Raw genomic sequence first — 15,007 nt, forward strand, 5'->3', positions numbered from 1 at the left:
GATAAAGGTCCTGCCCACCGTCACCATCGAGCCCCATGACCGTTGGTGCTCAGGACGGTCCGCAGTCGCTGATAGCGGCCGAGGTCTTCCCAGGTGTCGTGGTCGGGCGGGCTGGGGTTACGGCGTCCGGTGCCCCAGGCCCAGACGCTTGCGGCGATGCCGGCGACGAGCGGTATGAGCAGCCACAGCAGGGCGCCCACGGCTTCACCCTCCCTCGATGAGATGGGACGGTCGGGCAGACAGGCAGTTCTCAGGGGCTCAGCTGCTTGGGTGCGCCGCCGGAGATGGCGATCTTGCGGGGCTTGGCGTGTGCGGCCAGCGGGATGCGCAGGGTCAGGACGCCGTTGTCGTAGGCCGCCTCGGTGGCTGCTGTGTCCAGTGCGTCGGACAGGGCCAGGCGGCGGGCGAAGCGGCCGGTGGGCCGCTCGGTGAGTACGGGCCGGGCGTCGACCGGGATCGGGGAGGGCCGCTCGGCGGTCAGGGTCACCGTGTGCTGCTGCGTGGTCAGCTCGATGGTGGAGCGGTCCATGCCGGGCAGGTCGAACTGCAGGTAGAGCGCTTCGTCGTCACGCCAGGCATCCGCCGGGATGACGCTGTCGGCCGATGCGCCGACATGCGCGAGCTGATTCACGAGCAAGTCGAGATCACCCACAACGCCCGGACGCGCAAGCATGTCCAATTTCTCCCTCCCTGAGGCAGCCGCGCAGGAACTGCGGCCCCACGATTGAGTACCACCATTCGTATAACCCCTCAGAAGATTGTCTGACAAGTGTTGGCTGCATGAAGTTGACAATGGCAGGCTCAATTCCCTGCCCGTGCTGTGAGTGTTGGTTTGCGCCGACGGCTTCGGACGCCGGGGCGGTCTGGTGGTCGGCGCAGGATGGCCGGGAAAGAAAGTTGAGCCCACAGTTGTCAACTTTCCGGCGTAGTGGTACATCAGAAGGAGAGCGAAGGACGCGAGAGCGAGAGAGACACCAAGGAGGAACTCAAGATGCTGATGCGTACGGATCCCTTCCGCGAGCTTGACCGGCTCGTCGAGCGGGTCTGGGGCACGGCCGCACACCCGGCGGGCATGCCGTTGGACGCCTGGCGTGAGGGTGAGACGTTCTTCGTGGAGCTGGACCTGCCGGGCGTGGACCCGGAGTCCATCGATCTCGATGTCGAGCGCAACGTCCTGACGGTGAAGGCCGAACGCAAGCCGGCGTACGGCCAGAACACCGAAACGGTGGTCACCGAGCGGCCCGCGGGGGCGTTCAGCCGGCAGCTGTTCCTCGGCGAGACCCTCGACACCGAGAAGATCGAAGCCTCCTACGAGGCCGGTGTGCTGAAGCTGCGCATCCCGGTAGCCGAGCAGGCCAAGCCCCGCAAGATCGCCATCAGCGGCCGCAGCGACCACAAGGAACTGGGCGGCTGACGCCACAGCAACACCACTGCCTCAGGGCCTCGGGCAGCAGTCCGAGGCCCTGAAACCGTCCCTGGCCCCGCCCGGGAACAACCAACCGTCGGTCACGAGGACGCGGGAAGGCGACGGTCCCCGTGACCGTGCCCTGGCCCAGCCGTGCACGGCCACAACCCGGTCGGCGTTCGTTGAGGGCAGGTGAGGGGGACAACATCATCGTCTCAGCGGCGCCGTCCGGGAACAGGCGGCCCCGACGGCTGAGGACCGCTGCCCTGTGCAGGCCATGCGGGGGATCTCCTTTGCCGTGCCGGTGAGTCACGAGCGGGGCGGACGCTCCGGCTCCCCGCCGTCGGCGTCGAACACCCTGGTGAAGGTGGCCCCGCACCGGCAGCGGGAGTGCTCGACAAGTTCCCCGGTCTCGGACACGCTCAGACCCTGGCTGAGCCGCACATGCACATGATCACCCATGAGGAGCTGCTTTCCTTGACGTCCCGTCCGGCCATGGTGGGGCCGGACGAGAAGGGCGGCAATGCCGCAGCTCACACCCACGCCCGACCACGACGCCTCCCTGCGCAGGGGACTGAAGCGCCTGAGCGCGTGCCCGGTCAACGACCGGTTGGGGACGAGTGGGTCGACCGTTGGGAACCTGTCGTGCCGGACTGCGGCTGGGGGTGACCGGCGGCACGCAGCATCGGCGCGCTGTGCCGCTCGCGACGGTGGCCGCCCTCGGCCGGGACACGGCTGCGGGGCGCCTCGGCGTCACCGGGCAGCGGCACGGGCCGGCGCGCTACCAGGCACCCGACCCAGCGGCGGCCGCAGTGCTCGCACGGTGGTGCGCCCTGCGGGGTGTAGGGGGAAGGTACGGCGGTGTTGTCGCGGTAGAAGACCTCCCATTCGGCGTCGAGAGCGTCTCGGTAGCGCTGCACGTCGTAGTCGACGCTCCAGCTGTGCCAGCACGAGCCGCAGGTGAACTCCACGCGTTCGACAGCGAGTTCGGTGATCACTGCACTGCACCTCCCGTCCGGTGTAGTGGCGCGGTTCGGGGCGTTGACAGGGCTGCGCCCAGGGAGGGGTGAACGGGCTGACGGAGGCAGCGAAGTCACGCAGTTCCCGGGCAGTGGCCCCGTCCAGGGCGCCTTTGATCTCCATCACGGCCCAACTGTTCTCCCAGTGCGCCGCGAGGAAGCCCAGCCGTCTCGTTCAACCCCTTCGCCACCGGCACTGCGTCCCGCAGTCCCGGGAGCACTCCTGACACCTCCCCTATACCTCGCACAGGCTTGACAAGACAAGGCTCAGGTTTTATCTCAAAGGGTAGGCAAGTCAGAAGAGAAACAGCAGTTCACAATGGGCGAGGGGGTGGCCGGACGTGCCGGTGCGGGAGCCGCAATCCGACCTGTACGCGGTGCTGGGGGTGCAGCCTTCGGCGACGCCCGAAAAGATCACCTCCGCCTTCCGCGCCCGGGTGCGGGAACTGCGCCCCGACACCCGCGTGGACGCGGCCACCGCCGCACGGTTCGGCGAGGTGCGGGCAGCGTACGAGACACTGCGCGATCCGGCCCTGCGGGCAGCCTACGACCAGCGCCACGCGCATCAGCCAGGGCCGGTGCCCGGTCGTCCCGCGTGGAGGTACACCGCGGCGCTCGGGGCCATCCGCCGCGAGCCGCCGCTGCGTGCGGGTCCGGTCCGGTGGATTCCCGGCCGGTGAGGCGAAGAACGAGGTGAGGACGAGGAGGGAGAGCAAAATCGCCTTCAGCGGGCCGCGGGAGGAGATTGCGCCGTCGGCCGACCGGCCGTTGGGGCCTCCCCACGACTACGGACGAGGCACCTGGCCTCCCCCTCGCCCGCACTCACCGGAGCCAAGGAGCTGAAGAAGGGTGGTGGCAGACGTGGCCTTGCGCCGCGAAGCGTTCCTCGACCAGGTGAAGGAACGCGGTGAGTACGAAACCGAGCACGAAGCACAGCGCGCGGCGCGCGTGGTCCTCGCGCTGCTGGGCGCACATCTGGTCGGCGAGGTGCGCGCCCAGCTGGCGGCGTGCCTGCCCGAAGACTTCGCCCTGATCCTGCTCAACCCCCTGCAGAGCGCCGAGCCGCTGCCGCCGGAGAGGTTCGTGCGGGCGACGGCAGCCTGGATCGAGGGGGCCACCGAGCAGACCGCAGCCTGGGACGTCAGCGCCGTCCTCAGCGCCGTCGCCGACGCTGCCGACGACGACCTCCTGGCCCAGGTCCTGCTCCAGCTCCCCGCAGGCTACGACCTGCTCTTCGGCCGCCCCCAACCCACCTGACCGAGCCACCGCGCCCGGTGCTCGCACACCCGCCGCCCAACAACCACCCGATGACCACGCCCGCGCGGCGCCGGGCGGTGCAGTGCGGCCCGTCAGGGCTGATGCCCGCTGATGTCACCGGTGGGGTCGTCAGGCCGGCATGACCGCCGCGGTGGTGCGTTTGCCCACCGGCTCGCGGATGCACCTCGAAGCTCGGGCACACGGCCATCACGATTTCCAGGCCGTGCTCGCCGACGGGGCCCGGATCAGCGTGCTGCGCCACCGGCAGGGCCGCGGAGTACGAGGGGATCCGGGCCGCGCTGCGCCAAGCGTTGCTGGAGATCCTCACGCTGGCCGGCTACGCGGTCCGGGCCCCCGTACCGGTGCGGTACGGGGGCCCGTGCGGTCCTGCGCGCGGCTCAGGCCGAGCCGACGAACAACACCATCAGCAGCCACACCACCGGAGCCGTCGGCAGCAGTGAGTCCAGGCGGTCCATGATGCCCCCGTGGCCCGGGAGCAGCGTGCCCATGTCCTTGATGCCCAGGTCGCGTTTGATCATCGACTCGCCGAGGTCGCCGAGCGTGGCGCTGGCCGCGACCGCGAGGCCGAGAACGAGACCTTGCCACCAGGCGCCGTCCTCGATGAGGAACTGCATGCACAGCGCGCCCGCGACCATGGCGAACAGCACCGCGCCGAGCAGCCCCTCCCGCGTCTTGCCGGGGCTGATCCGCGGGGCGAGCTTGTGCCTGCCGAAGCGCCAGCCGACGGCGTACGCGCCGGTGTCGCTCACCACCGTCAGCGCCAGGAAGGTCAGCACACGCCACGGGCCGTCGTCGGCGGTGAGCATCATCGCGACGAACGTGGCCAGGAACGGGACGTAGAACGCCGCGAAGACGCCCGCCGTGACGTCCTTGAGGTAGCCCTCCGGCGGTTCGGTCATCCGCCAGACCAGCGCGGCCAGCGCGGTCAGCGCCATCGCCACCCAGGCGCCCTCCGCGCCCCGCAGGTACCCGGCGACGACCATCGCCGCACCCCCGAGCGCCAGCGGGACCAGGGGCGCCTTGATGCCCTTGCGCTCCTGCAGCCTGCTGGTCAGCTCCCACAGGCCCACGACGACGGCGACCGCTATGACGCCGACGAACACGGCCTTGACGACGAACAGGGAGGCGACGATCACCACACCGAGCCCGACGCCGACCCCTATGGCCGCACCCAGGTCCCGGCCCGCGCTCTTCTTCTGCGGCGCGGGCGCGGGCGCCGGCTGCGGGGCGTCGGGCATGGGCTCCGGATTCTGCGGCGCCGCCCCGTGGGGCGATGTCCGCGGCATGTCATACGGTCCGTAGGGGTGGGCCTGCGGTGTCTCCTGGTCTCCGCCGAACGCGGGTACGTCGGGCACGCTGGGCATGGGGCGAGTCTGCTGCGCGTCCTGCGCATCGTACGCGGGCCCCGCCGGAGCAGGTCCCTGGACCGGCCCCCGGTCGGTGGGCCCCCAGTACCCGGCCGGTGGCCCGGTGTGCGGCGGAGCGCCCCAGGAAGAGTCGTTCATCAGACCTCGAGCAGCTCCGCTTCCTTGTGCTTGAGGAGCTCGTCCACCTGGGCGACGTACTTCGCGGTGGTGTCGTCGAGTTCCTTCTCCGCACGGCGGCCCTCGTCCTCGCCGACCTCGCCGTCCTTGATCAGCTTGTCGATGGCGTCCTTGGCCTTGCGGCGGACGGAACGGATGGACACCTTGGCGTCCTCGCCCTTGCCCTTGGCGACCTTGATGTACTCGCGGCGGCGCTCCTCGGTGAGCTCGGGGAACACCACGCGGATGATGTTGCCGTCGTTGCTCGGGTTGACGCCCAGGTCGGAGTCGCGGATCGCCTGCTCGATGTTGCGCAGCGCGGTCTTGTCGAACGGGGTCACGACCGCCATGCGCGGCTCCGGCACGGAGAACGAAGCCAGCTGGTTGATCGGCGTCGGCGCGCCGTAGTAGTCGGCCACGATCTTGTTGAACATCGCCGGGTGTGCTCGGCCGGTGCGGATCGCGGCGAAGTCCTCCTTGGCGACCACGACGGCCTTCTCCATCTTCTCCTCGGCCTCGAGGAGGGTCTCTTCGATCACCACTTGCTCCTGCGTGTCTTGAGTAGGCCCGGCTGCGGTTCCTTGGCGGCGGCGGCCGGCTGCGTCGCGTCTTCTTCCTGCACGGTTCCCGACCGGCAGGTCATTGTCCATCCCCCGGCGAGGTCCCGGGTGGTCCGGTCAGGCCCGGCTGCCCTGATCACCCACAAGCGTGCCGATCTTCTCACCCTTGACGGCCCGCGCGATATTCCCCTCGGCCAGCAGCTCGAACACGAGGATCGGGAGCTTGTTGTCACGGCACAGGGTGATCGCCGTGGCGTCGGCGACCTTCAGATCGCGGGTGATGACCTCTCCGTAGCCGAGGGCGTCGAACTTGACCGCGTCCGGGTTGGTCTTGGGGTCGGAGTCGTAGACCCCGTCCACGCCGTTCTTGCCCATGAGCAGCGCCTCGGCGTCGATCTCGAGGGCGCGCTGGGCGGCGGTGGTGTCGGTGGAGAAGTACGGCATGCCCATACCGGCGCCGAAGATGACCACGCGGCCCTTCTCCAGGTGGCGCACGGCGCGCAGCGGGATGTACGGCTCGGCGACCTGGCCCATGGTGATGGCGGTCTGCACCCGGCTGTCGATGCCCTCCTTCTCCAGGAAGTCCTGGAGGGCGAGGCAGTTCATCACGGTGCCGAGCATGCCCATGTAGTCCGAGCGGGCGCGGTCCATGCCGCGCTGCTGGAGTTCGGCGCCGCGGAAGAAGTTGCCGCCGCCGATGACGACCGCGATCTCGGCGCCGTCGCGCACGACGGCCGCGATCTCACGGGCGATCTTGTGCACCACGTCCGGGTCGACGCCCAGGCCCCCGCCGCCGGCGAACGCCTCTCCGGACAGCTTCAGCAGAAACCGGCCGTGTACTTTGCCGTCGTCGCTCTTCTGGTCCTTGGTGGTCATGGGGATCCCGCCTCTGTTACGTGGTGCACATGCGAAGAAGGCCACTGCCGGTTGGGGTCGCTTCTCGCTCCCATGCGCGGCAATGGCCTCCTCGTCAGATCTGCTGTCGTCCGCCACATGCCCGGGTGTGACGGTGTACGCGGACGACTGCTGTCGACCCTATCGGGATTTCCCCAGGGTCACGCGTCGATCGCGGTACGGACTCAGATGCCGACCTTGATGCGCGCGAAGCGCTTCAGGGTGACACCGGCCTCGTCCAGAACCTTCTGGACCGACTTCTTGTTGTCCAGCGCATACGGCTGGCCGAGCAGCGTGGCGTCCTTGAAGAACCCGTTCAGCCGACCCTCGACGATCTTGGCGATCGCGGCCTCGGGCTTGCCCTCGGCGCGGGTGGTCTCCTCGGCGATGCGGCGCTCGGACTCGACGACGTCGGCCGGCACGTCCTCCTTGGCGAGGTACTTCGGCGCGAAGGCGGCGATGTGCTGGGCGATGCCCTTGGCGACCTCGGCGTTCGGCTTGTCGAGCTCGACGAGGACACCGATCTGCGGGGGCAGGTCGGGCATCGTGCGGTGCATGTAGGCGGTGACGTAGCCGTCGGAGAACTGCGCGAAGCGGTCCAGGACGATCTTCTCGCCGAGGTTGGCGTTGGCCTCGTCCACGAACGCCTGGACGGTCTTGCCGGCCTCGATCTCGGAGGCGAGCAGGGCGTCGAGGTCGGCCGGGGAGGTCTTGGCGACGTGCTCGGCGATGGTGGTGGCCACGGCCTGGAACTTGTCGCCCTTGGCGACGAAGTCCGTCTCGCACTTCAGCTCGACCAGGACGCCGGAGGAGTTGTCGTCGGCGATGATGGACACGACGGCGCCGTTCTCGGCGGAGCGGCCCTCGCGCTTGGCGACGCCCTTCTGGCCCTTGATGCGGAGCGCCTCGACGGCCTTCTCGACGTTGCCCTCGGCCTCGTCCAGCGCCTTCTTGCAGTCCATCATGCCGGCGCCGGTGAGCTCACGGAGCTTCTTGACGTCGGCGGCGGTGTAGTTCGCCATGAGTCTGTGAGTCTTTCTCGAAGTCTTGGGAGATCGGAGATCTGCGCGGTCTGCGGTCTACTGAAGTACCGCGGACCGCGGACCCGGTGCTGACCTACGGGTGAACAGCGGGGGCGGACTTCATGCCGCCCCCGCCGTCAACGCTGAGGTCAGGCCTGCTCGCCCTCGGCGGCCGGAGCCTCGGCAGCCGGAGCCTCGGCAGCCGGAGCCTCGGCGGCCGGAGCCTCGGCCGCGGGGGCCTCGGCGGCAGGGGCCTCGGTGGCCTCGGCGGCGGCCGGGGCCTCGTCGGCCTTCTTCTCGCCCTCGAGCAGGTCGCGCTCCCACTCGGCGAGCGGCTCGCCGGCGGCCTTCTCGCCCTTGTCACCGGTGGCGACGCGAGAGCGGGAGATGAGGCCCTCGGCGACGGCGTCGGCGATCACACGGGTGAGCAGGGTGACGGAGCGGATCGCGTCGTCGTTGCCCGGGATCTTGTAGTCGACCTCGTCGGGGTCGCAGTTGGTGTCGAGGATGGCGACGACCGGGATGTTGAGCTTGCGGGCCTCGCCGACCGCGATGTGCTCCTTCTTGGTGTCCACGATCCAGACGGCGCTGGGCACCTTCTGCATCTCGCGGATACCGCCGAGGGTCTTCTCCAGCTTGGCCTTCTCGCGGGAGAGGACCAGCAGCTCCTTCTTGGTCAGACCGGAGGCCGCGACGTCCTCGAAGTCGATCTGCTCAAGCTCCTTGAGGCGCTGCAGACGCTTGTAGACGGTGGAGAAGTTGGTGAGCATGCCGCCCAGCCAGCGCTGGTTGACGTAGGGCATGCCGACGCGGGTGGCCTGCTCGGCGATGGCCTCCTGCGCCTGCTTCTTCGTGCCGACGAACATGACCGTGCCGCCGTGGGCGACGGTCTCCTTGACGAACTCGTAGGCGCGGTCGATGTACGACAGCGACTGGAGCAGGTCGATGATGTAGATGCCGTTGCGCTCGGTGAAGATGAAGCGCTTCATCTTCGGGTTCCAACGACGGGTCTGGTGACCGAAGTGGACGCCGCTCTCCAGCAGCTCCCGCATCGTGACGACGGCCATGGCCGTATCTCCTTGAATTTCTCGGTTGTGCCGCGGATGCCGGACGGCTCCCGCGCCTGACGCCCGCGATGCGCCGTTGCCACATGAGGACCGAGGGGCGCTGACACGAACGGACCGTCGCCGGTCACGCCTCGCGTCGGGGCGTGCGAAGTCGACCCGGTGACCCGGATCGCCACAAGAAGTGTACGGGACCGGCGGGCCGCCGGGTGACGCCCATGTCCACAACCCGTGTGCCGTCCACAGACCGGGGCGGGGGCCGGCGGCGGTGCGGGACGGTTCTCGCATGCGAGTGAAACGATGCGCGGGCCTGTGGCTGCTCCTGCCACTGGCTCTGACGGTGAGTGCCCTGTCTCCCCTGGCCCTGTCCTCCCTGGCGCGGGCGGACACCACTGGACCCCCGGCCGCCGAGCCACCGGTCCCGGCGATCGGGCGGGCCTGGCCGGTGGGCACCCGGCCGGCGGTGGTACGCGGCTGGGAGCCCCCGGCGTCGGTGTACGGCCCCGGTCACCGGGGCGTGGACCTGGCGGCCGCCGCTCCGGCTCCGGTGCGGGCGGTGGCGGCGGGCCGGGTCTCCTTCGCGGGGCGGGTGGCCGGACGGGGGGTGGTGGCCGTGGAGCTGGCGGGCACCGGCCTGCGCACGACCTACGAGCCGGTGACGCCCTCCGTGCGGAAGGGGGACGCGGTGGAAGCGGGCGAGATGGTGGGCAGGGTGGAGTCCACGGGCGGACACTGCGGGGGCGGGTGCCTGCACTGGGGCCTGCTCAGCGGGCACACCTATCTGGACCCGCTGTCCCTGCTCCCGCCGTGGCTGCTGCGCAGCGGCCCGTCGCGACTGCTGCCGGTGCTCGGCGTTCCGCTGCCCCGGTAGCGCCGGCGGACGGCGCGGCCGGCGTCAGCCCCGTACGCCGTGCAGAGCCATACCCACCGCGGCATCCGTGATCTCGGCCGGGTGCTCGGCGGCGCCCAGCTCGATCCGCCGCACGGCCGCGTCCACGACGCCCTGCAGCAGCATGGCGGCGAGCCGGGGCTCCGCGTGCCCCATCTCGCCCAGGGCCTCGACGATCATCGCGACCAGCGCTCCGTGGGCCGCGCGGATCTTCTCCCGCGCCCCGGCGTCCAACTCGCTCGCCGAGATCGCCACGACGGCCCGGTGCCGCCGGTCCCCGACGAGGTCCAGCTGCCGGCGCACATAGGCCTCCACCTTGCCCTCGGGAGTGTCCGCCCGCTCCATCGCCGCCGCCACCTCGGCCGCCCACACCGGGAAGTCGACCTCGCACAGCTCCTCGACCACGGCGGCCCGTGACCGGAAGTACTCGTACACGGACGACCGCGCCAGCCCGGTCCGCTCGGCGAGCGCGGGGAAGGTCAGCGCCTCCGTCCCGCCCTCGGACAGCAGGGACCGCGCCGCGTCCAGGAGGGCGGCTCGCTGCATCGACCGGTGCTCGGCCACGGAGGCCGCTCGAATCCTTGGCACGCCGACAACTTTACAAATCTGTCGCTCTGGGGGCGAAGCTCGCCAGCTTGGCCCGTAGTTGCAGCACCGACTTGGTGTGGATCTGGCTGACCCGGCTCTCCGTGACCCCGAGCACGTTGCCGATCTCGGCGAGTGTGAGCCCCTCGTAGTAGTAGAGCGTCACGACGGTCTTCTCCCGCTCCGGCAGCGTGTTGATCGCCCGCGCCAGGAACCGTCTGAGTTCGCGGTCCTCGGCCACCTCGACCGGGTTGTCGGCATCGGTGTCCTCCAGCGTGTCCATCAGGGTCAGCCGCTCGCCGCCCTCACCGCCGGCGTGCAGCATCTCCTCCAGCGCCACCACGTTGGCCAGTGACAACTGGCTGAAGACCGCGTGCAGTTCGTCGACCTCGATACCCAGCTCGGCGGCCACCTCGGGCTCCGTGGGGGTACGTCTGAGCCGTGCCTCCAGCGTCGCGTACGCCCGCTCGACGTTCCGCGCCTTCTGCCGCACCGACCGGGGGATCCAGTCCAGGGCCCGCAGTTCGTCGATCATGGCCCCGCGGATCCGGGTGATCGCGTACGTCTCGAACTTGATCTCCCGGTCGATGTCGAACTTCTCGATCGCGTCGATGAGCCCGAAGACCCCCGAGGACACGAAGTCGGCCTGCTCCACGTTGGGCGGCAGGCCGACGCTCACCCGTCCCGCCACGTATTTCACCAGCGGCGAGTAGTGCAGGATCAGCTGCTCCCGCAGCCGCTCGTCCCCCGTCGCCTTGTAGGACCGCCACAGCTCGTCGAGCGTCGAGGGAGCGGGCGGCCGCACGCTGCCACCGTCGCGGGCGGCTGGGGGGATCGCCGCCCGGTCGGACCCGGAGGTGTGCTGGGGCATTCGTCGCCTTGTGCCGTTCTGCCGTGAAGTGCCGTGAAGTGCTGTAACTGAGAGGAGTGGACCGAAGAGGGATCGGGTGGGTGAGGTGTCTGCCTGGTGTCGAGTTGCCGCGGTCTGTGTCGAAGCCTTCGTGAGCGTAGCGTGACTGAGGAGTCGCGGTGCGCGAACGACGAGCGTCACCCCCTGCGGGGGCACCCGTGACGGCGCGTCCACGCTCGCCGGACGCATTGCTCTGCGTGACTGTCCGGGGGTGCCAACTCCGTGGAAACCCAAGGGTGTCGGGGGTTCCCCCGGACGGCCGAACACGCTCGGTCAACATCGGGTGCGATCGTCCTCGACCGGGTTCATCGCCTGGCGTGTCAACTTCCAGCCGTCGCCGTGTCGTTCCACGTAACCAAGTGCTCGGAGTTCGTACAGTCTGGCGACCGCCTCGTCCCGCGTGGTCTGCGCGCCGCACGCGATCTCCCCGGGCGGGGCCGGCCGGTGTGCGGGCAGGGCGGCCAGGACGCGCCGGGCGTCCGGCTCCAGCAGGTCGCGCGGCAGGACCGGGCCGCGCCGGGCCGGGGCGAGGTCACCGATCTCGCCGACCAGCTCGACGACCTCCGCGGCGTCGGTCACGAGCACCGCCTCGCCGCGCAGCAGCTCGTGCACCCCCGCCGAGAGGGCACTGGTGACGGGCCCGGGCACGCCCATGGTGTACCGTCCCAGCCGCTGTGCCGCCCGCGCCGTGACCAGGGCGCCGCTGCGGCAGGCGGCCTCCACGACCACGGTGCCCCTGGTGAGCGCCGCGATCACCCGGTTGCGCAGGATGAACCTGCTCGGTGTCGGGTGATCACCGGGCGGCAGCTCCCCGATCACGAGTCCCTGGTGCGCGATCCGGGCGATCAGCTGGGTGTGTCCGCGCGGGTAGGGCCGGTCGACACCGCAGGCGAGGACGGCGACGGTGGCACCGCCCGCGCCGAGGGCGCCCCGGTGGGCGGCGCCGTCGACGCCGTAGGCGCCGCCGGAGACGACCACCCAGCCCCGCTCGGCGAGCCCCGCGGAGAGCACGCCCGCCGTGTGGGCGCCGTACTCGGTGCAGGCCCGGGCGCCCACGACGGCGACCGATCTGAGCGCCCACATCCGCAGGCCGGCCCGGCCGCGCACCCACAACCCCAGGGGCCGGGCATCTCCGAGGTCGTCGAGCTGGCCCGGCCACTCGGCGTCCCCGGGGCACACGAACCGCACCCCGGCCGCCCGCGCGACCTCCAGGTCCCGTTCGGGCTCGGCCTGCCCGGCCCGGGCCCGCAGCCCCGCCCAGCGCGTGCCGCTCACCCCGGGCAGCGGCTCGTCCCGCTCCCGCAGCCGCCGGGCCACCTCCCGGACCCCGTGCTCCCGCACCCAGCGGCCGCCGGTCTCGTCACCGGGTTCGAGGACCCGGGTGAGGAGGACCCGGCACAGCCGTTCCTCGGGCGCAGCGTCCACCGCGGTCACGTCAGCGCTCCGATGGCCATCGGTACACCCCGGGGGACGCCGGTGCGCAGTTGGAGGGCCAGGGCGACGTCCGTGGCGTCCGGCCGGTCGTGGCCGACGAGGTCCGCCACCGTCCAGGCGACCCGCAGCACGCGGTCGATCCCCCGGGCGGTCAGCACGCCCCGCTCCAGGTTCCGCTCCGCCTCGTCCATCGCACCGCTCGCCGCGTGCCAGCGGCCGCGCAGCTCCCTGCCCGGCACCTCGCTGTTGGTCCGCCACGGGGTTCCGGCGAGGCGGGCGGCGGCCCGTTCCCGGGCCGCCCGGACCCGGTCGGCGACCGTCGCCGTGGACTCCCCGCGCGCACCGGGCTCGGTGAGTTCGGTCCGGGTGACGGGGTCGACCTCGACGCGCAGGTCGACCCGGTCGAGCAGGGGGCCGGAGAGCCGGGACTGGTAGCGGCGGATCGTCGAGGGCGGGCATTCGCACAGGGAGTCGCGCTGCGAGAACCGTCCACAGGGACACGGGTTGGCCGCGAGCACCATCAGGAACCTCGCCGGGAACCGCACGACGCCGGCGCTGCGCGCGATCACCACGTGGCCCGACTCGAGGGGCTGCCGGAGCGCGTCGAGCGTGTGGCTGTGGAACTCGGGGGCCTCGTCCAGAAAGAGCACGCCCCGGTGTGCCAGCGAGACGGCGCCGGGCCTGGCGATGCCCGGGCCGCCGCCGACGAGGGACTGCATGGTGGCCGAGTGGTGCGGGGCGCAGTACGGGGCGGTGTCGATGAGGGGCTTGCCCGGTGGCAGGAGCCCGGCGACCGAGTGCACGGCCGTCACCTCCAGGGAGTCCTGCCGGCCGAGGCGGGGCAGGACGGCGGGCAGCCGCTCGGCGAGCATGGTCTTGCCCGCGCCCGGGGGTCCTTCGAGGAAGAGGTGGTGCCCTCCCGCGGCGGCCACCTCCACCGCCGTGCGGGCTGAGCGCTGGCCGACGACGTCGGCGAGGTCGTGGACCTGCTCGTGCTGCGCGTCGCCGAGGCCGTGCACACCGGTGGCGGCTCCCGCGCCGGGCGCGCGCAGTCCGGCGAGGAGCGGGTCCGGGCGGCCCGGTTCGTCCGGTTCCTCCTCGGGTACGGGTTCGTCGGTCAGGACGGCGATCAGTTGCCGCAGGCTGCGGACGCCGAGCACCGAGACCCCGGGCACCAGTGCGGCCTCGGCGGCGGCGCACTCCGGGACGACCACCTGCTCGTACCCCGCGTCCGCCGCGGCCAGCACGGCGGGGAGGATGCCCCGGACCGGGCGGACCCGGCCGTCCAGTCCGAGTTCACCGATCATCACGATGTCGGCGAGGACCCGGGGGTCGATGCGCTCGGCGGCGCCGAGCACCGCGCAGGCGACGGCCAGGTCGAAACCGCTGCCTGCCTTGGGTACCGAGGCCGGGCTGAGGCCCACCGTGAGTTTCTTCTGCGGCCACTCGCCGCCCGAGTTGACGACCGCCGCCCGCACCCGGTCCCGGCTCTCCGTGAGGCTCTTGTCGGGCAGGCCCACCAGGGTGAACGCGGCGACGCCCGGTTCGAGGTCGGCCTGGACCTCGACCACCACGCCCTCGACGCCCACCAGTGCCACCGCACACGTTCGGGCGAATCCCATCAGGCCACCCCCCGTGCGTGCTCGACCACGGGCGAGCCGCGGTCGGGGAGCAGGACACCGATCAGGTCGATGCGGACACCGCCCGGCGGGGCGCCCCCGTGTTCCTGGGTCCAGCGTTCCGCCAGACAACGCAGGCGCCGTGCCTTGGCCGGTGTGACCGCGGCCATGGGGTGTTCGAAGGAGCCGGCCCGGCGGGTCTTGACCTCGCAGACCACCAGGATGTCGCCGTCCCTGGCCACGATGTCGATCTCACCCGTCCTGCCGCAGCGCCAGTTGCGCTGCAGGACGGTCATCCCGGCCGCCCCCAGCCGGCGCGCGGCCAGGTCCTCGCCGTACTTGCCCGTCGCACTGCGTTGTGCGTTGTGTGCCCTCATGTCGGCACCACCTCCGGCGCCAACGATGAGGGCGGTTCAGCGGACTATTGGATCTTGGTGGACAAGTCCGCGGTTGTGGACAACCCCGTCACCCGCCCGGGAGCTCCAGGTCGCTCTTGTTCAGCTCCTCGATGTTCACGTCCTTGAACGTGAGGACGCGCACCTGCTTCACGAAGCGGGCCGGCCGGTACATGTCCCACACCCAGGCGTCCGCCATGGACACCTCGAAGAACACCTCACCCTGGACCGAGTGCACCTGCATCTCGTAGTCGTTGGTGAGATAGAAGCGCCGTTCGGTCTCGATCACGTATTTGAACAGACCGACGACATCGCGGTACTCCCGGTAGAGCTTCAGCTCCATCTCGGTCTCGTACTTCTCGAGGTCCTCGGCGCTCATGGCATGTTCCCCTTCACCGTGCGATCCCCCC

Annotated in this window: 19 protein-coding genes and 1 pseudogene; 4 read left to right on the forward strand and 16 right to left on the reverse strand. The window is 70.8% G+C overall.

All coding sequences use genetic code 11. The annotated features are described in order from the left end of the window. Positions 1-20 precede the first annotated feature (20 nt). Positions 21-200 carry a hypothetical protein gene (locus ACFY0F_RS21555; RefSeq protein WP_388796501.1) on the reverse strand — a complete coding sequence of 60 codons (180 nt, stop codon included), beginning with the start codon at positions 198-200 and terminating at the stop codon, positions 21-23. Positions 201-250: 50 nt separating this feature from the next. Continuing rightward, positions 251-631: an Hsp20/alpha crystallin family protein gene (locus tag ACFY0F_RS21560; protein WP_388796504.1), complete on the reverse strand. Its 381-nt coding sequence runs from the start codon at positions 629-631 to the stop codon at positions 251-253. A gap of 360 nt (positions 632-991) precedes the next feature. On the opposite strand from ACFY0F_RS21560, the gene ACFY0F_RS21565 reads away from it, so the two are divergent. Beyond that, positions 992-1,414 carry an Hsp20/alpha crystallin family protein gene (locus tag ACFY0F_RS21565; RefSeq protein WP_388796507.1) on the forward strand — a complete coding sequence of 141 codons (423 nt, stop codon included), beginning with the start codon at positions 992-994 and terminating at the stop codon, positions 1,412-1,414. 300 nt (positions 1,415-1,714) lie between these two features. On the opposite strand, the gene ACFY0F_RS21570 is transcribed toward ACFY0F_RS21565, so the two are convergent. Together ACFY0F_RS21570 and ACFY0F_RS21575 are read right to left on the reverse strand one after the other, a co-directional pair. Then, positions 1,715-1,867, reverse strand: coding sequence for a hypothetical protein (locus ACFY0F_RS21570; protein WP_388796510.1), 153 nt, complete (start codon positions 1,865-1,867; stop codon positions 1,715-1,717). Between the two features lie 137 nt (positions 1,868-2,004). Then, a complete protein-coding gene (locus tag ACFY0F_RS21575; protein WP_388796513.1) occupies positions 2,005-2,403 on the reverse strand; it encodes a hypothetical protein in 399 nt (132 codons plus the stop codon). Positions 2,404-2,771: 368 nt separating this feature from the next. Between ACFY0F_RS21575 and ACFY0F_RS21580 the strand changes: the two genes are divergently transcribed. Further along, positions 2,772-3,104 carry a J domain-containing protein gene (locus tag ACFY0F_RS21580; protein WP_388796516.1) on the forward strand — a complete coding sequence of 111 codons (333 nt, stop codon included), beginning with the start codon at positions 2,772-2,774 and terminating at the stop codon, positions 3,102-3,104. 181 nt (positions 3,105-3,285) lie between these two features. Continuing rightward, complete coding sequence (locus tag ACFY0F_RS21585) at positions 3,286-3,681, forward strand: DUF2267 domain-containing protein (protein WP_388797062.1); 396 nt, start codon at positions 3,286-3,288, stop codon at positions 3,679-3,681. A 129-nt stretch (positions 3,682-3,810) separates the two neighbouring features. Here the strand turns inward: ACFY0F_RS21585 and ACFY0F_RS21590 are convergent. The 6 genes and pseudogenes from ACFY0F_RS21590 to rpsB form a co-directional block, all read right to left on the reverse strand. Further along, a pseudogene (locus tag ACFY0F_RS21590) lies at positions 3,811-3,952 on the reverse strand (ATP-binding protein); the annotation flags it as partial. A gap of 127 nt (positions 3,953-4,079) precedes the next feature. Next, positions 4,080-5,207, reverse strand: a complete 1,128-nt coding sequence (locus tag ACFY0F_RS21595) for a phosphatidate cytidylyltransferase (RefSeq protein ID WP_388796519.1) — start codon at positions 5,205-5,207, stop codon at positions 4,080-4,082. After that, positions 5,207-5,764: a ribosome recycling factor gene (gene frr, locus ACFY0F_RS21600; protein WP_064537659.1), complete on the reverse strand. Its 558-nt coding sequence runs from the start codon at positions 5,762-5,764 to the stop codon at positions 5,207-5,209. The genes ACFY0F_RS21595 and frr overlap by 1 nt, the downstream gene beginning before the upstream one ends. Before the next feature lie 138 nt (positions 5,765-5,902). Continuing rightward, on the reverse strand, positions 5,903-6,661 hold the full coding sequence (gene pyrH / locus ACFY0F_RS21605) for a UMP kinase (RefSeq protein WP_388796523.1): 759 nt from the start codon (positions 6,659-6,661) through the stop codon (positions 5,903-5,905). A 203-nt stretch (positions 6,662-6,864) separates the two neighbouring features. Beyond that, positions 6,865-7,701 (reverse strand): translation elongation factor Ts, encoded by an 837-nt coding sequence (tsf, locus tag ACFY0F_RS21610; RefSeq protein ID WP_388796526.1) that lies wholly within the window; start codon positions 7,699-7,701, stop codon positions 6,865-6,867. Positions 7,702-7,850: 149 nt separating this feature from the next. Next, the gene (gene rpsB / locus ACFY0F_RS21615; RefSeq protein WP_388796529.1) at positions 7,851-8,768 is read right to left on the reverse strand and encodes a 30S ribosomal protein S2; all 918 of its coding nucleotides are present in this window, start codon (positions 8,766-8,768) and stop codon (positions 7,851-7,853) included. A 283-nt stretch (positions 8,769-9,051) separates the two neighbouring features. Between rpsB and ACFY0F_RS21620 the strand changes: the two genes are divergently transcribed. Further along, the gene (locus tag ACFY0F_RS21620; protein ID WP_388796532.1) at positions 9,052-9,636 is read left to right on the forward strand and encodes a peptidoglycan DD-metalloendopeptidase family protein; all 585 of its coding nucleotides are present in this window, start codon (positions 9,052-9,054) and stop codon (positions 9,634-9,636) included. A gap of 24 nt (positions 9,637-9,660) precedes the next feature. Here the strand turns inward: ACFY0F_RS21620 and ACFY0F_RS21625 are convergent, their stop codons facing one another. The 6 genes from ACFY0F_RS21625 to ACFY0F_RS21650 form a co-directional block, all read right to left on the reverse strand. Next, the gene (locus tag ACFY0F_RS21625; protein WP_388797065.1) at positions 9,661-10,218 is read right to left on the reverse strand and encodes a TetR/AcrR family transcriptional regulator; all 558 of its coding nucleotides are present in this window, start codon (positions 10,216-10,218) and stop codon (positions 9,661-9,663) included. Positions 10,219-10,252: 34 nt separating this feature from the next. Next, positions 10,253-11,110: an RNA polymerase sigma factor WhiG gene (gene whiG / locus ACFY0F_RS21630; RefSeq protein WP_388796535.1), complete on the reverse strand. Its 858-nt coding sequence runs from the start codon at positions 11,108-11,110 to the stop codon at positions 10,253-10,255. Between the two features lie 312 nt (positions 11,111-11,422). Further along, positions 11,423-12,583 (reverse strand): DNA-processing protein DprA, encoded by a 1,161-nt coding sequence (dprA, locus tag ACFY0F_RS21635; protein WP_388796538.1) that lies wholly within the window; start codon positions 12,581-12,583, stop codon positions 11,423-11,425. Continuing rightward, positions 12,580-14,205: a YifB family Mg chelatase-like AAA ATPase gene (locus ACFY0F_RS21640; protein ID WP_388796541.1), complete on the reverse strand. Its 1,626-nt coding sequence runs from the start codon at positions 14,203-14,205 to the stop codon at positions 12,580-12,582. Before ACFY0F_RS21640 ends, dprA begins: the two co-directional genes overlap by 4 nt. Continuing rightward, a complete protein-coding gene (locus ACFY0F_RS21645; protein ID WP_388796544.1) occupies positions 14,205-14,579 on the reverse strand; it encodes a YraN family protein in 375 nt (124 codons plus the stop codon). The genes ACFY0F_RS21640 and ACFY0F_RS21645 overlap by 1 nt, the downstream gene beginning before the upstream one ends. A gap of 88 nt (positions 14,580-14,667) precedes the next feature. Continuing rightward, the gene (locus tag ACFY0F_RS21650; protein WP_003965949.1) at positions 14,668-14,976 is read right to left on the reverse strand and encodes a DUF2469 domain-containing protein; all 309 of its coding nucleotides are present in this window, start codon (positions 14,974-14,976) and stop codon (positions 14,668-14,670) included. Between the last annotated feature and the right edge of the window lie 31 nt (positions 14,977-15,007).

It is taken from the genome of Streptomyces sp. NPDC001544 (assembly GCF_042894285.1).
Classification (GTDB): Bacteria; Actinomycetota; Actinomycetes; order Streptomycetales; family Streptomycetaceae; genus Streptomyces.

What these genes read in the sequence shown, in the direction of transcription:
- ACFY0F_RS21565 (WP_388796507.1), top strand. Translation starts at nt 992, where the DNA reads ATGCTGATGCGTACGGATCCCTTCCGCGAGCTTGACCGGCTCGTCGAG.
- ACFY0F_RS21570 (WP_388796510.1), bottom strand. Translation starts at nt 1,867, where the DNA reads ATGGGTGATCATGTGCATGTGCGGCTCAGCCAGGGTCTGAGCGTGTCC.
- ACFY0F_RS21595 (WP_388796519.1), bottom strand. Translation starts at nt 5,207, where the DNA reads ATGAACGACTCTTCCTGGGGCGCTCCGCCGCACACCGGGCCACCGGCC.
- pyrH (WP_388796523.1), bottom strand. Translation starts at nt 6,661, where the DNA reads ATGACCACCAAGGACCAGAAGAGCGACGACGGCAAAGTACACGGCCGG.
- tsf (WP_388796526.1), bottom strand. Translation starts at nt 7,701, where the DNA reads ATGGCGAACTACACCGCCGCCGACGTCAAGAAGCTCCGTGAGCTCACC.
- rpsB (WP_388796529.1), bottom strand. Translation starts at nt 8,768, where the DNA reads ATGGCCGTCGTCACGATGCGGGAGCTGCTGGAGAGCGGCGTCCACTTC.
- ACFY0F_RS21620 (WP_388796532.1), top strand. Translation starts at nt 9,052, where the DNA reads ATGCGAGTGAAACGATGCGCGGGCCTGTGGCTGCTCCTGCCACTGGCT.
- whiG (WP_388796535.1), bottom strand. Translation starts at nt 11,110, where the DNA reads ATGCCCCAGCACACCTCCGGGTCCGACCGGGCGGCGATCCCCCCAGCC.
- ACFY0F_RS21640 (WP_388796541.1), bottom strand. Translation starts at nt 14,205, where the DNA reads ATGGGATTCGCCCGAACGTGTGCGGTGGCACTGGTGGGCGTCGAGGGC.
- ACFY0F_RS21645 (WP_388796544.1), bottom strand. Translation starts at nt 14,579, where the DNA reads ATGAGGGCACACAACGCACAACGCAGTGCGACGGGCAAGTACGGCGAG.
- ACFY0F_RS21650 (WP_003965949.1), bottom strand. Translation starts at nt 14,976, where the DNA reads ATGAGCGCCGAGGACCTCGAGAAGTACGAGACCGAGATGGAGCTGAAG.